This window comes from Fodinibius halophilus, from assembly GCF_011059105.1.
Classification (GTDB): domain Bacteria; phylum Bacteroidota; class Rhodothermia; order Balneolales; family Balneolaceae; genus Fodinibius; species Fodinibius halophilus.
On sequence record NZ_JAALLS010000016.1, the window covers coordinates 1 to 15845 of the forward strand.

Sequence of the window (15845 nt, forward strand, 5' to 3'; positions counted from 1 at the left end):
CGGACCGCAGTCCGTACTCGGATTCCTCGGATAATACTCCCAGACGGTTTACCCCGTACATTAATTACAGACCCTATTGTTGCTTTGGCAGCAATGGGGTTTTTTATTTTTATCAGGGGACTTTGCAAAACTAGTCACATCTTGTCATGCTGAACTTGTTTCAGCATCTCATATACCGTTATTCGTCTTAAACCAAGATCCTGAACTGAATTCAGGATGACATGTCCGGTTTTGCAAAGCTCCCTATCATTTTATGCGGGTGCTTGGTCGACCAATCTCCTCACTCAGCATGTTCCGCGAAAGGAGTTTTCNCGTTATTCGTCTTAAACCAAGATCCTGAACTGAATTCAGGATGACATGTCCGGTTTTGCAAAGCTCCCTATCATTTTATGCGGGTGCTTGGTCGACCAATCTCCTCACTCAGCATGTTCCGCGAAAGGAGTTTTCTCGATGCTTGAGGGAGGGATTAAGGGAGGGTCTTACAGGGCATCGCGACGTGCCTTTTTCTGTCGCCGGACGCCCAAGCCCAGTCGCCCGACGACAGGCAGGATGATATTACATTTATGGGCTTTTAATTAAGGGGCAGACTCTAAAAGTGAACGTTCTGTATTTTGGTAGAGATGTACCCTATATATTAACGACAGGCTCTGTTGCATTACTGGGTTGAACACAGCTTTTAATATGTAAATGAAAGTGTTTGAACTTTGATGTATGGATAGAAAATATCCGAGAAAATGAGATTAAGATTTATATAAACTTTAAATTGAGTTACTTTACGTCATTCCATAAATTCATGCAGCAAAAACAAAGACCGAGGACTCTCGTTTGGATAAAGTGAAGATAATGTCGGCCGAAGATTTAAATCGCACCTATCTGCGATTTGCCCATCAATTTTTGGAGCCCCATGATGATCCCCGAAAATTAGCTCTCATTGGTATGCAAACACGAGGGGTTTATATGGGTAAGCGTATTGTACAGCTTATCGATAAAGAGTTTGGCTTTAAGCCGGATTTTGGGATGCTTGATGTGACGTTTTACCGCGATGATTTTCGGACACGTCTTAAGATGCCCCAGGTTAAAGTTACAGAAATTCCTTTTGATCTGTACGATCGTGATGTGGTGTTGTTGGATGATGTATTATATACGGGTCGAACGGTTCGTTCAGCAATGGATGCACTGATGGATTATGGGAGGCCGGCGACAATTAAATTCTGCTGTATGGTAGATCGCGGACACCGGGAGCTGCCAATTTCTGCAGACTATGTGGGTACCAAGCTGCCAACCCATGTGCACGAGGAAGTCCGGGTGAAGGTTAAAGAATTGGACGACGAAGATGCCGTTTATGTGGTACAAAATCCGGAGGGTGAATAATAATGGCTGAAGAAATAGAGTTAGAACAGAGTGATTATGATTTTCCGCATAAGCATTTGTTGGGATTAAAGGATTATTCGAAAGAAGATATTCAATATGTATTAGATCAGGCTCAGTATTTTAGAGAAATATTGGATCGTCCCGTTCCTAAAGTGCCAACGCTTCGAGATAAGACTATTGTTAACCTTTTTTATGAAGATAGTACTCGAACACGACTTTCTTTTGAGCTGGCCCAAAAGCGGATGGGGGCTGATGTGGTGAACTTTTCTAAGGGATCTTCGAGTGTTAAAAAAGGCGAGTCGCTAAAAGATACCATACGAAATATAAGCTCGATGAAAATTGATATGGTGGTAACACGCCATAAAAGTCCGGGAGTGCCACACTTCTTAACGCGATGTGTTGATGCAGCGATTATAAATGCCGGAGACGGGGCCCGCGAACACCCTACCCAGGCACTACTGGATATGTTTACCATGCAGCAGGTTTATCCGGATTTAGAGGATAAAAATATTGCTATTATTGGCGATATCGCTCACAGCCGGGTAGTAAGATCTAATGTTATTGGATTGCTGAAACTGGGGGCCAATGTTACCGTTTGCGGTCCTAAAACAATGATGCCGGCCTATGTGCATGAACTGGGAGCCGAAGTTTCATATAATCTCGATGATACGTTAAGTTGGTGTGATATTGCAATGGCTCTGCGTATTCAACTTGAGCGTCAAGAAGATGGGACAGAACTATTTCCCAGTATCAGGGAGTACCACCAGTTATTTGGTATTACGATGGAGCATCTTAAAAAGCATCCCGACTTCACTATTATGCACCCGGGTCCAGTAAACCGTGGGGTAGAAATGGAGAGTGAAGTTGCCGATAGCGATCGATCCATTATCCTAAGCCAGGTGACTAATGGTGTAGCTGTTAGGATGGCCATTCTTTATCTCTTAAGTGGAGGCACCCGCATTTAGAGGGTGTTTTATGGACTTTTCTTTCATGATTGTTGTGTTCCTGCAGGAATCTTTTAGAGGTTTTATATGTACATATAGTGTTACAGACGCAGCAAAGTTTAGCTCGCTAAATAAAGGTGTTTGGGGATATAGATAGTTCATCCTTCTTAAAGGGGAGGATGATTTTTCCTTTCTATATAATTAACATTGTTAGGTAAAATAGCTTATGGAAGAAAGTAGAAGGTTACAGCATTTAACGTCGTATGGTATCGATTTGGATCAGCCCCACGAATCTCTACAGCCTTATGTAGAGTTGGCAAAGTATATAGCCGATTCCCCCGTATGTCTTATCAATATTATGGGAGGGTATAACCAGTGGACGATTGCCGGTGATGGACTGGATGAAAAAGTGATACCAAAGGAGGAGAGTATTTGCCAAGATACTATTAAGGTAAACGAGCCCTATGAAATTAAAGATCTTGAAAAGAATGAACGCTACAGGGATCGATTTTACGTAGCGGGCAAACCATGGTTGCGATATTATTGCGGGGCACAGCTCACCACTTCAGATGGTACCAATATTGGGGCAATATGTGTATTAGATACAGAACCAAAGGTGCTTACAGAAGAACAGAAAACACAGATGGAGCACTTGGCTGAATTGATCGTAGAGTCTATTGAACGCGAGAGTCAAAATAAGAATATCGCGTATGAATATTACGAACTCAAAGAGCGTTTCCATACGCTCAACCACGATGTTCGGAGCCCTATAAATGGTATTGTTGGAATCGTCGACATATTGGTAGAAGACGATGGGAATGAGAACTTGCCCACAGACGATTTAATGGTGATAAAAGAATGTGCCAAAACGGTAGTTGAAAAAATTGACGGTGTTTTAAACTCTATTGATGAGCAAAAAGGATCGGATAAAGGATGGAGAGCTACAAGGTTAGAAGATATATTGGAAAAGGTACGAAACCTTTATACTCCCCCGGCAAAGAAGAAAGATATTTCTTTATTATTAGATAATAATCTCAAGGAATCTCAAGAGGTTTCTTACTCTTTATTTACCAACTTGATTCAGGTTATAGGCAATTTGGTTGCCAATGGCATTAAATTTACGCCCCGCGGAGGGTCGGTAGAAGTTTCATTATATGTAGAAAAAGAGGGTAACACGTTATCCCTTGAAATACAGGTCAAAGATAATGGTGAAGGCATGCAGGAGAAGCAGATTGAGGCCTTTAATAATGATGAGGAATTGAAAGGTACTTCAGGAACAGAGGGAGAAGCCAGTTTTGGTATTGGTCTGAAACACGTTAAGCAGTTAGTGGAAGAAGAAGGCGGAACGATACAGGTACAATCTGCTAATGGGGATGGAACTCAATTTCTTGTTACAATACCGTTAAATAGCTTCTAGAACCTTTTGCCATTGTGCGCTCTGCTTCGAGACACTTTTAATGGGAGCATAACTCCTTCAGAATTGCTGCTTGCATATTTGATGAATATGTTTAATGCAGCTTAGGCGGGAGCCTTCCCCACTTTTTTTAGCTTCCAGCGTGCCAGTACAATACCAGTTATAACAAGGGCCGACCCAATATATTGAAGCAGCGTTAGCTGTTCGTTTAAGAGTACTATCCCAAAAATAAGACCTAACACGGGAACCAGATTTTGATAGGTAGATGTGTGTACGGCACCAACCGTTTGTAATCCATAGTTCCAGATTAAGTAAGCGACTCCTATTGAAAGGATGCCACTGTACAGAACACCACCGTAAGCAGAGGCAGAGATGGTTTGCCATTGAAGTTGTAGAATATTTGGCAGCCCGATTAAGAAAAGAACAACAGAGCCTATGGTTGCCATAACGGCTGAAAATTGAATAGGGGTATAACGGTCCAGAAAAGACTTGGATAAAATAGTATAGCCACCCCAGACAACAGCTGCAGCAATGATGGTGATATCCCCAACAAAGGTATCCGAGCTTAATGAGAACGGGTCTTTACCGCCGGAGACAATGAAGATAATCCCCCCGAATGCTGAAATCACCCCAATAGCTTTTAGGATATTCATTCTTTCCAGGTTAAAAAAGTGACTGAATAATGCTACCCAGATAGGGATGGTTCCCAGCATTACGGCTGCATTTGCAGCATAAGTATAGTCGATGCCAATTATGAAAAGCCCCTGGTATATTAGATTTCCGAGCAATCCCATTCCAAGTAGTGGAAGCCAATCTTTTTTCGGAATGGTAAAAGTTTGTCCGCGATAGATTAATACAATCCAAATAATAGCCGCAGCAAAGATAAACCGTAACCCGTTAAAACTAAGTGGATCTATTTCTGACAGTGCGCTTTTGACAACCGAAAAATTCAGTGCCCATATAATAGCAACGAGAAAAAGTGAGGTCTCAACAATAGTTCTTTTAGAAATGTTCAAGCTCGCCAATCCTTTGAAAATTAATAGTAGCTGCTAAAGGTACCATTTTATTTTTGGAGTCTCTTTTTTAATAAGATTTAATCCCAAAAGGGAAACTTTTAAGGAATATAGTTTGTATAACAAAATCAATGTTCTTAACTTTGGTCACTTTCTGACTGACAGTCATTTTTAAGTTAAATATGTTATATGGGAACCGAAGAGCGAAAGAAGCGCGAAAAAGAGCAGCGCCGAAACCAGATCATAGATGCCGCCGAAAAAATAATTTTTTCGAAGGGCCTTGAACAGTCTACAATGGATGAGATTGCGGAAGAGGCTGAGCTCAGCAAAGGTACCTTGTACCTCTATTTCAAAAATAAAAATGAGCTGTACCTGGCAATAACCAAGCGAGGTTCAACAATTTTGAACAATCAGCTTGCTAAAATATTTGCCACCTCTCACCAACACACAGGTATTGAGCTGATTCGTATGATCGGGCAATTATACCTGGATTTTGTTCGGGAGCATCCGAACTACTTTAATGCTTTTATCTACTATGAGTCGCTTAATAACGTGGAGGAGCTGGAAGAGAGCGAATTTGCACAAACCTGCGAAAAGCACCGCGAAGAGGCACTAAACTATATGATTCGCGCTTTGCAGATTGGTATGCAGGATGGAACTATCCAGGATAATTACGATCCAAAAGAGCTGGCCTTGGTTATTTGGGCCAGTACCAAAGGCATAACAACAGTTACGCATATGCGATCGCTCGGCCATCACCTTGAAATGATAGATGAAATGGAGATATCTGTTGAGTCGTTATTTGAGAGTTTTCTGAATCTTGTGGGTACAGGTGTTGCTACAGAAGAAGCTCGTGAAAAAGGACTGACTGGCAGTCATAATATTGAAACAAATTGAAATTATATGCGTAAGGTCACTCTCATTATTTAAGAAATACTTGTCAATTGTTAATTCAATAAATGTTTTATCGTGATATGTTAAATTATTTTCAATCTGTCTGTAGGGTTTCCCAAAAGGCAGCAGTTCTGGTAATTATTAGTACGGTCTTTATTGTTTCTCCCTTATCGGCACAAATCGATAAAGAGAGTTCAGGCTCAGAGGTTGTAGGCGAGCAGAAAAAGTTAGAGCTTACCGAAGCTATAAGGATGGCCTTAGCAAATAATTCGCAAATAAAACGATCGATATTCAGTCTCAAGGTTGCAGATGAAGAGGTTACAAAGGCATGGAGCTCGGTAATGCCGGATGTTTCAGGTTCGGCATCATTTACACGAAATTTGGAGATCCCCGTAAATTTTGTTCCGGCAAAATTCTTCGATCCTAATGCCCCTTCTGATAAGTTGGTGCCTCTACAGTTTGGTACTGACAATAATTGGCAGGGAGGGTTTTCTGTAAAGCAAACACTATTTAGGGGAGAGGCATTTGTTGGTATCAGTAGTTCCAAGTTATTTAAGGCAGCCCAATCTGAAAATCTGCGTGCTACAACTCAGCAGATTGTTACACAAACAAGATTAGCCTACTATAGTGTGCTGGTTGCCGAAGAGCAGTTGCGCTTGCAAGAAGCTACGGTGAAAAGGCTGAAGAAGAATTTGGAAGAAAATAAGGCGCGTCAAAAAGCGGGGCTTATTGATGAATATGCTGTTTTGCAGGTTGAAGTTCAGCTTAGAAATCAGCAGCCACAGTTAACACAAGCCCGTTATGCAGTACAGAAAGCCTATCGTGAACTGAAAGTTACACTGGGAATACCATTAAATATTCAGTTTTCGGTATCCGGAGATCTAAATTCTTTTGATGTAACTTCGCAGCAGGCGATGAAGAGGGTCAATAAGAATTTAAAACAAGTAGACAACATGACGCCCTACCAATTCCAGAAGAATCGAGAATTGATAGATATCGCTACGAATTTGCGCGGAGATATTAGAATGTTGGAACAGCAAGAAAAGCTGAAAGGGCGTGAAGTTTTGGCAATTAAAAGCAGGTTTTTGCCAACTTTGTCAGCAAGTTATAACCTAAATTGGACTGCTTCACAGCCCGGTACTCCTGTTTTCTTTGGTACTGATGAAACTCGTGCGCGGTCTCAAACTCTTGGGTTTACATTGAGTCTCCCGATTTTTCAGGGCTTTGAACGATCATCGAATCTGGATATCGCCCAGATAGAACGCAAGGATATTAAAGAACAACAACGAGCTGCAGTGCGATCTGCCAAGAACGAAATACAGTCGGCCCGGGAGTCGCTTAATCAAGCATTGGAGACAGCCCCGGCACGGCAGCAAGCCTTGGAATTAGCTCAAGAAGGATACCAACGTGCCCAGGCTCGGCTTGAGAATGGGATGGGATCGCAGCTGGATGTAACCAATGCTGAACTTCAGTTAAGAGAAGCCGAGGCTAATTATGCACAGATGGTGTATAACTATTTGTCAGCTAAAGCACAGTACGACCAGGCGATAGGAATGGTGCCATTTGTGGATAATGATAAACCGGAAATTAACGAATAAATATAATTATTACTCTCAAGACAATGAACAAGCAACTTATACTCGTAGGAATTATAGCACTGGTTTTACTGTCTGGTTGTTCAGAAGAACAAAAACAGGCAACAGAAAAAGAGCTCGTTAAAACAGTTAATGTCGAAACCAAACAGATAGCTCCACAATCTTTTGAACGTTATCTGAAGCTCGTTGGTACTGTTGAGTCACGTAATGACGTACGGATTTCGGCAGAGGTTTCAGGCCGAATAAAAAAGTACTTCGTAGATCAGGGCGATGAGGTCAAAAAGGGAGAGCCAATCCTTAAGATTGATGATTCGCAGCTTATCCGCGAACGCGAACGTTTGGAGGCCATTACTGCCCAGGCAAAAGAAAGTTACGAACGCCTGAAGCGTTTATTTAAGCAAGATAGCGTAGGTTCAGAAATTGATTATCTCAATGCCAAGTACAACTACCAACAGAATAAGGCGTCATTAGAGGCTGTCAAGGTGAATATTGAAAAGAGTTTGGTTACGGCTCCTTTTGATGCATCGGTAGAAAATATTGTGTTGGAAGAAGGGGAAATGGCAAGTCCGGGTGCCGTTTTGGTACGCCTCATTGGTGTAAATCGTCTAAAAGTTACCGCCGGCGTCCCTTCTACTTATTCGGATGTGGTGCAAAAGGGAGACCGTGCCGAAGTGTGGTTCGATTTTCAACAGGCCGATACCATGCAATTGCCCATTAAGTTCGTGGGTAAAAGTATAGATCCCGGGGCAAGAACGTTCCAGGTTGAGATGCCACTGCCGCAGGGTTCGAAGAGTTACAAAGTAGATATGATTGCTAATGTGAAAATAAGAACCTTGGAACAGAAGGATGCTATCGTTATACCTGCCGAAATCGTTTTTAAGAATAAGGGTCAAAATGTAGTATATACTGTGGCCAAAAATGATGAAGGTAACAAGGTAGCTCGGATGCAGAAAGTGACATTGGGGGCTTCTTACAAAAATAGTGTCGTTATTGAAGAAGGTCTCAAAGCCGATGATCAATTAATTACAGTGGGTGCGTCTTTTCTACAAGATCAAATGCGAATTAATATTGTAGAAAATAAAGACGAACAAATTGCTCAGAAAAATTCCTAACGTGTAGTACCAGTAATAATGACTAATTCAGAAATTACAAATAGCAGTTCACCGGAAAACGGAAAAGGCGGACCGCAGGACCAGGAAGAGTTTGGTCTGTCCTCTTTTTCCATTGATAATCGTATTAGCGTGCTGGTACTGGTTGTACTGGCAGCAATAATGGGAATTCAATCGTACCTGACTATTCCCAAAGAATCGTCCCCTGACATTACTATCCCAAATATTATGGTGGTTACCACCTATCCCGGTGTTTCGCCTGAGGATATGGAAAGCTTGGTGACGCGTAAAATTGAGGAAGAGCTTAGTGGCATCTCAGATATTAAAGAGATGAACTCTACTTCGGCCGAGGGATACTCCAACATCAACATGGAGTTCGATTCAGATATTAATATTGACGATGCCCTTCAAAAGGTGCGTGAAAAGGTAGACCTTGCGAAGCCGGAATTACCTTCAGAGGCAGAAGATCCTATTATCCAGGAGATTAACTTCTCTGAATTTCCGATCATGCAGGTGAATATTTCGGGAGAATATGGGTTGGTACAGCTCAAAGAGATTGCCGAGGATCTGCAAGATCGTATTGAGTCGGTTCCTTCGGTACTGGAAGTAAACTTGGCGGGGGGACTTGAACGAGAGGTTAAGGTAGACGTAAACCTGCCTAAGTTAAAGTATTATGGAATTACCTTTACTGATATCATTGCTGCTATACAAAAAGAGAACGTAACGGTTCCCGGCGGAAATATTGATGTGGGAATAAAGAAGTTTTTGCTGCGTGTTCCCGGGGAGTATGAGTCGGTAGATCCCATAGAGGATATCGTTATTAAGGCACCCGATGATAAGCCTATTTATATTCGTGATGTGGCAGATGTTGAGTTCGGCTTTAAAGAGCGCGAAACCTATGCTGAGCTTAATAACAGTTCGGTGATTTCGCTTTCCATTGTAAAACGGAGCGGAGAAAATATCCTGGAAACCTCTTCTGCGGTTAAAGGTATTATGGAAGAGCAGCTGCCGATGTTGCCGCCTACTACGCACTATGAAATTACTTCCGATCAGAGTAAAGATATTAGATCGATGGTAAGCAGCTTGGAGAATAATATTATCTCCGGGCTGATTCTGGTTGTCGGTATTTTGCTCTTCTTCCTGGGAGTGAGGAATGCCTCTTTTGTTGGCATTGCTATCCCGATGTCGATGTTTATTTCCTTTATCATTTTAGCAGCCCTGGGTATTACCATGAATATGGTGGTACTGTTCTCATTGATATTGGCACTGGGGATGCTCGTAGATAATGCCATTGTTGTAGTAGAGAATATTTATCGATATCTCGAAGAGGGATACGATAACTTTACGGCTGCGAAAAAGGGGACGGGCGAGGTGGCTATCCCTATTATCTCGGGAACCATGACTACACTGGCAGCATTTTTTCCCCTGCTGTTCTGGCCGGGTATTACCGGGGAGTTCATGAGCTTCTTGCCTAAAACATTAATTGTTACACTTAGTAGTTCTCTGTTTGTAGCACTGGTTATTAACCCTGTGCTTTGCGCCTTGTTTATGAACCTTGACCAGGTGGATGATTATTCCGATAAACCCAAAATGACATCGCGCGGAAAGCTGGTAATGAGTATCTTTGCCGGACTCTTTTTAGTCGTTGCCCTGATATTTAATGTCCTCACGTGGTCGATGTTGATATTGGCAGGGGTGTTAATGTGGGCATCCAATCGATATATCATGAGTCCGTTGGGCGATTGGTGGCAGAGAGAAGGGTTAGATAAGGTGCTAGATAAATATGAGTCTACCCTTAGGTGGTCGCTGAATCACGGCTGGTCTATATTGGGAATTTCAGTTGGGGTTCTAGTCTCTAGTTTCATCATATTTTTTAACTTTAATGCCGGTATGGAATTTTTCCCTGAAGGGATTCCCCCCGCCCGTGCTTATGTTCAGGTTGAAGCCCCGGTTGGTACTAATGTGGAATTTACTAAGGGGATAGTAGATTCAATAGAAAATAAAGTACCGACTATTCCAAATAATGAAGATGTAGAATCAGTGCTTAGTACGGCTGGTTCTGCTATTACCTCAGGACCGGGCGGCAATCAAGGTAACTCCTCGCATTTGGGAACCGTAGTGCTGAACTTTGCTGACTTTCAGCAGCGAAAAGGAACTACCTTTGATGCAATGGAATATGCAAGGTCAAATTTCGGTACCGGGCTCGCAGGTGCTGATATTACTGTAGAGGAAGAACAGCAAGGTCCGCCTTCGGGTAAGCCCATTAACCTGGAAATTTCGGGTAAGGATATGGATGTGCTCAAGCGGGTATCCGAGAATATAATTACGATTCTTGAAAACGATTCGGTGTATAGTAAACTTTCTGGTTTGGAGAGTGATCTGCCGGAGCCAAGCCCCGAGATTAGTATAAATGTCGATCGCGAAAAAGCGGCTGTTTACGGTTTGTCAACTACGCAGATTGGAAACACAGTGCGGCAGGCTATTAATGGGGTAGAAGCATCTCAGTTTCGGGATGGAAAGGATGAGTACGATATTACGGTCCGCCTTGATGAGCAGTTCCGTAATGATATGAGTACTCTTCAAGACCTGACTGTTATGGATGAGGGACGACAGATCCCGCTTTCAAGTGTGGCTACCTGGGAGATGAGTGAAGGGCTTGGAGGTATTAAACATATAGACCAGGAACGTGTTATAACGGTGATGTCTGATGTGCGATCCGGCTATAACCCTAATGCCGTACTCCAAGAGGTGCAGCAGATATTGGGCACCTATATACAAAATGAGATACCATCCGGCTACAGCGCAGAATGGACCGGCGAACAGGAAGATCAGCAAGAATCGATAGACTTCTTGTTCACCGCTTTCCTCATAGCATTGTTTTTGATTGCTTTCATCTTGATTTCACAATTTAATTCTGTAAGTAAACCCCTCATTGTGATGTTCTCGGTGGTGATGTCTACAGCTGGTGTTGTTCTTGGGTTGGTGGTGTTTAGAATGCCATTTGTTGTGGTGATGACCGGAATTGGTGTAATCTCCCTGGCCGGTGTAGTGGTGAATAACGCCATCGTACTTATCGATTATATCGATATTCTGCGAGTGCGTGACAACATGCCGCTGTACGAAGCGTTGGTGAAAGCCGGGAAGGTTCGTTTCCGACCGGTAATACTAACGGCACTAACCACCACCTTAGGATTGGTGCCATTGGCTATCGGTTTTAATCTTGATTTTATAACCCTGATTGGTGCTCCAATGGAGTTTTTCACTAATCTTGGAGAGTATTTGTATTGGGGTGGAGAGCAAGCCGCATGGTGGGCTCCTATGGCTATTGCCGTTATCAATGGTTTGATATTTGCAACATTCCTTACTCTCATTCTTGTACCTGTTATGTACTATTTGGTTGAGAAGGGAAGACGTAATGTAAATCTCTTCTTCTTTGGTGAGAAGAATCCCGGTATTATCGTGAAATCTCCGGAGGTTAACGGGGCTCCGACAGAAGAAGTAGAGGGCGTCTTAAAGTCTGAGTAAGAATGTTTGATTCTTCGTGCGCTACAACTAACAGGGTCCGTCTTTATGGCGGACTTTGTTATTTTTTAGCAGGATCGTTGAACTCCTAATGCGCAAAGATAAATCATGCCTTTTGAGGATGACCAACTGTTCAAAAAATTGTATCTTTGCAGTCACATAAAATGGCAATACAAAATATGTTAGCGAAACTGTGATTCAACGATTACAAACTTTATTCTTATTTGCAGCCTTTCTATTAAATGGCGGTATCTTTTTTAACGCAATTTATCATCATGCAATGGACGATCCACAAGCGTGGGTAGGAATCGGTTTCGCCATTATCGTGACAATTGCCGCAATGGGGTCTGTGGGAACTATATTTTTGTACAAAAACCGGGAAAACCAACTTCGGTGGGTGAGTCGCCTTTTGGTTCCACAAGTTGTTGCTATTGGCTTTGCCGTGGGCATTTATATTTCACTGGGTGGTTTTGGAACCTATTTGTGGGATGAAACCATCGGGTTGGGATTACTTGTGTTGGCATTAGCTTCCCAACTTTATGCCCGCAAAAAAATTAGAGATGATATTGAACTGGTGAAATCGATGGATCGCATCCGATAGCACCTATATTTCAGGTAATATTTTATGGCAGCTGACTACCCAAAGGTCAAAGTACTTGCAGCTCTGGCGGCAGGACTTACGGCATTTGGATTCGCCCCCATTCTTGTTCGTCTGGCTCCCGACACCTCTCCTTTGGTATTGGTAGTTTATCGCACCGCTTTTGCTGTGTTGATGTTATTGCCATTTTGGTTGTGGCAACGCAGTAGCGAAAAACGAAAGGGGAAGGGGAAAGAACGACTTTGGATTGTACTATCAGGGGCATGTCTGGGCTTGCATTTTATTTGTTGGATCTCTTCTCTCTATTATACATCTGTAGCTTCGGCTTCGGTATTGGTAACGGTGCACCCTATTATTATGATCCTGGTTGAACGCCTCTGGTATAAACGAGGCTTTGCTACAACCACATGGATTGGGGTGGTTATGGCATTTGGCGGATCACTCTTGCTGGGAATTTCTGACAGTCAAATTGAACAGTCGTTTGCCGATCCATTGTTTGGTAATTTCTTGGCTTTGACAGCTGCAATTATTTTTGTCTTTTACCTATTAATAGGTCAAAAGATTCGTCAAAAGCGTGAATGGGTTGACTATGTATTTCCTGTTTATTTTTATGCGGCCGCTACTTGCGTATTGGTAGCTGTTGTTCTTGGCAAAGACCTGACAAATATCTCAACAATTGGGATTTGGGCTGGAGCAGGCCTCGCATTTGGTCCACAGATTTTAGGTCACGGCTCCATGAATTTTGCCGTCAAATATGTGTCGCCTACGTTACTATCCACGCTGATTTTAGCAGAGCCCTTATTGGCCTCGGTCTTGGCTTTTGTGCTATTCGCAGAGATGCCTCCACTAACATCTATTCTCGCTATGTGTATAATTTTGGCAGGGGTGGGACTTACATGGCGAAGAGGAAGTTCGAAAAAGAGCGGCTGAAAATTAAAATTGGACTTTAGCCCCTGCTAAAAATTTTCGTCCGGGCCCGGGTAAGCCCAGTTGTAGCACGCGCAAATCATTTGTGATATTATTCACTCGAAAGAATAGCTCACTCCCTTCCAGCGTCTTATGTTGGGGGAACAGGTCGTATCCAAGACGACCATCAAAAATAAGAGCGTCGGGTAATAGCACAAAAGTATTCTGCTCGGTACGGGTATATATGCCCCCAGTGTACTCTGTTTGTGATAAGATGGAAATTCGATCAGTTAGATCATAAGTAATTCCCAGTTTTCCTAACCAGGTCGGTTTTTCGTCAAGTTTGCGAGGTTCTCCCTGTAAAATGCCGCGTTTGTTCATGTAGGTTATACTGCCATCAATAGAAAGATTCGTGACAGGAACAGCCGAAAATTTTGATTCTATGCCCCACACCCTGCTTCCATCCAGGTTAATGCGCTGTTCCTTGCCTGTGTTAGGCCCTTGTTGGAACGTTTTTTTATCAATAGCATCATAAGTGCGTGTAATAAAGCCAGTTAGTGAACCACTAACAGCAGTTCCTCGCCATTCAATACCAAGCTCTCCCAGGTAAGCAGTAACAGGCTTAAGGTTGGGGTTAGGTACAAACTTGCCTAATGCACCGCCATAAAGTTCTCGCATAGTGGGGAAACGGGGTTTGCGACCCAAAGAAGAACGGAGCCGTAGTTGCTCAGAGATCTCATAGGTTAATCCCCCGGAGATACTAAGGGCGGATCGTAAATAGTGTTCATATCCCTCATTCTCCCAGGGACCAGTATTTGTAATGGCGCTGCCTTCATAACTTATACCAACCATTCCGGACAAGTCTTGTGCAATAGGGAAGGAATACTCTGCACCTAAACTGTAAATCTGTTGGCCATAGGTATCACTGGAGTCCCCTTGGGCATTACCACCTGAATAGGGAACAATTGTTTGATTGTGCTGGGTCGTCAGTACATTTAGGGCTACGTTTATATTTCCTTTGCCTAACTCTTGATCAAGGATTAAACGCAGACCACCCGTGAGATCAAGATCATCTTGGGTTTGATCCAGGGTATCATAGGCAACACTTTGAAATTGGTGGATATCTTGTTCATAGCGATTAAACCACATTGCTCCCCGGAGATGGGTATCGGAATTCAAGGGGATCAACCCATTAACAATAACCATGGATTGGCGAATAGCAGGGTAACGCCAGTAACGCACTCCAGTTTTTTCAGGATCGAGATTACTCTCCGGGGCTACCCCTTTTTCGGCATCTACGTGAAAGATAGAAGCATTTAAACGAGCACCATTCTGGTATCGCTTTGTTCCTTCGAAGAACATATTCACATTACGCTTATCTGTATTAACCCTTCTGTCATCCGATGGCTGGCTGTGCGGTACTGTAGCTCCATCAGGAAGCATATAGTCATACTGCTTGGTATAGCCAACCTCTGCCGTGTATGAAAGGCTATTATGTTGACCCATACGGACAACAGAAGCTCCCCCGAGCCCGGGCATAGAGCCGGTAACAGACAGTTTGGTAAGTTTCTCCCGATCGTTTGGTAATGATTTAGCTCGAAAGTTTACTGCTCCTCCAATAGTGTTGGCTCCGTATGTAACAGAAGGAACGCCTTTAGAAACGGTGACGCCTCCCAGCATGGAGGAGGGTAAAAAGCTTATGTCTACGCGGTTATCCCACGGGACATTGATAAGGGCGCCATTAAAAAATTGAGCAGTTTGACGATCTGCCGAATTTCGCAGATAAAGTATTGTTTGGCCCCTGGAGTTGGTAGCTACATGAGCAGCCGGCAGTAAACGAGCAACATCAGCTACGGTACCTAAATCAACTTTTTTTATATCTTCAGCATCAATTCGTTGCACTGTAGTTGTGTTTGAAGCATTCCTATTAGAATTGCTTACAATGATTTCATTTAACTTATACCTGGCAGGCTGCAATGTAAGATCAATTGTTTTTGTCTCAGAAGTCTGCAGTTTTATTTCTCGCTTTTCTTGTTTAAACCCTACTGCAGATAACGTTAATTCATACCGTCCTTTCTGTAGTCCTTCAAACCGGTAGTAGCCATTTTCATCTGTAGCAACTCCTGTAGAAAATGAACCCTCATATTTAGAAAGGTAGATATTGACTTGTTGTATAGCTTTATTTGTTTCTGAACTAGTTATATGTCCTTCAATGCTCGCTGATTGTGCAGAAAGTGAGCCGATATTGATAAAGAATAGGTAGCAGAGAAAAATTGAGAGCAAACGGGTTTGCATACGGATGGTAGGGTGTCTAATTTAGTTGCAGCTTCAAAATATAACGCAAAAAGTATTCATTTCAGTATTGTTCTTCAAAAAGAATAAGTGGCCTAAACAGTTCTAGGGTTGGTATTTACAACTCTTAACCGGTTTAAAAGTTGTGAAAACGAATATCAATTGAATAGCCTTCTGCTTTATCAAA

At 42.7% G+C, this 15845-nt stretch carries 11 protein-coding genes; 9 read left to right on the plus strand and 2 right to left on the minus strand.

Translation table 11 applies throughout. The features are described from left to right. Positions 1–834: 834 nt before the first annotated feature. From pyrR to G3569_RS12200, 3 genes are all read left to right on the plus strand, one after another. Positions 835–1371, plus strand: a complete 537-nt coding sequence (gene pyrR, locus G3569_RS12190; RefSeq protein WP_350356562.1) for a bifunctional pyr operon transcriptional regulator/uracil phosphoribosyltransferase PyrR — start codon at positions 835–837, stop codon at positions 1369–1371. 2 nt (positions 1372–1373) lie between these two features. Beyond that, positions 1374–2336: an aspartate carbamoyltransferase catalytic subunit gene (locus tag G3569_RS12195; protein ID WP_165269521.1), complete on the plus strand. Its 963-nt coding sequence runs from the start codon at positions 1374–1376 to the stop codon at positions 2334–2336. A 205-nt stretch (positions 2337–2541) separates the two neighbouring features. Then, on the plus strand, positions 2542–3732 hold the full coding sequence (locus G3569_RS12200) for a GAF domain-containing sensor histidine kinase (RefSeq protein ID WP_165269523.1): 1191 nt from the start codon (positions 2542–2544) through the stop codon (positions 3730–3732). Positions 3733–3833: 101 nt separating this feature from the next. Here G3569_RS12200 and G3569_RS12205 read toward each other — a convergent pair whose 3' ends face one another. Next, positions 3834–4745: a DMT family transporter gene (locus tag G3569_RS12205; protein ID WP_205720183.1), complete on the minus strand. Its 912-nt coding sequence runs from the start codon at positions 4743–4745 to the stop codon at positions 3834–3836. A gap of 186 nt (positions 4746–4931) precedes the next feature. On the opposite strand from G3569_RS12205, the gene G3569_RS12210 reads away from it, so the two are divergent. From G3569_RS12210 to G3569_RS12235, 6 genes are all read left to right on the plus strand, one after another. Then, complete coding sequence (locus G3569_RS12210) at positions 4932–5639, plus strand: TetR/AcrR family transcriptional regulator (protein ID WP_165269525.1); 708 nt, start codon at positions 4932–4934, stop codon at positions 5637–5639. A 77-nt stretch (positions 5640–5716) separates the two neighbouring features. Continuing rightward, entirely contained in the window at positions 5717–7234 is a 1518-nt protein-coding gene (locus G3569_RS12215) for a TolC family protein (protein ID WP_165269527.1), read from the plus strand. 23 nt (positions 7235–7257) lie between these two features. Beyond that, positions 7258–8343 (plus strand): efflux RND transporter periplasmic adaptor subunit, encoded by a 1086-nt coding sequence (locus G3569_RS12220; RefSeq protein ID WP_165269529.1) that lies wholly within the window; start codon positions 7258–7260, stop codon positions 8341–8343. 18 nt (positions 8344–8361) lie between these two features. Then, positions 8362–11865 carry an efflux RND transporter permease subunit gene (locus tag G3569_RS12225; protein WP_165269531.1) on the plus strand — a complete coding sequence of 1168 codons (3504 nt, stop codon included), beginning with the start codon at positions 8362–8364 and terminating at the stop codon, positions 11863–11865. A gap of 190 nt (positions 11866–12055) precedes the next feature. Then, positions 12056–12463 (plus strand): DUF4293 family protein, encoded by a 408-nt coding sequence (locus G3569_RS12230; protein ID WP_165269533.1) that lies wholly within the window; start codon positions 12056–12058, stop codon positions 12461–12463. A 24-nt stretch (positions 12464–12487) separates the two neighbouring features. Then, positions 12488–13390 carry a DMT family transporter gene (locus G3569_RS12235; protein WP_240894705.1) on the plus strand — a complete coding sequence of 301 codons (903 nt, stop codon included), beginning with the start codon at positions 12488–12490 and terminating at the stop codon, positions 13388–13390. A 3-nt stretch (positions 13391–13393) separates the two neighbouring features. Here the strand turns inward: G3569_RS12235 and G3569_RS12240 are convergent, their stop codons facing one another. Further along, positions 13394–15661 (minus strand): TonB-dependent receptor, encoded by a 2268-nt coding sequence (locus tag G3569_RS12240; RefSeq protein ID WP_165269535.1) that lies wholly within the window; start codon positions 15659–15661, stop codon positions 13394–13396. Between the last annotated feature and the right edge of the window lie 184 nt (positions 15662–15845).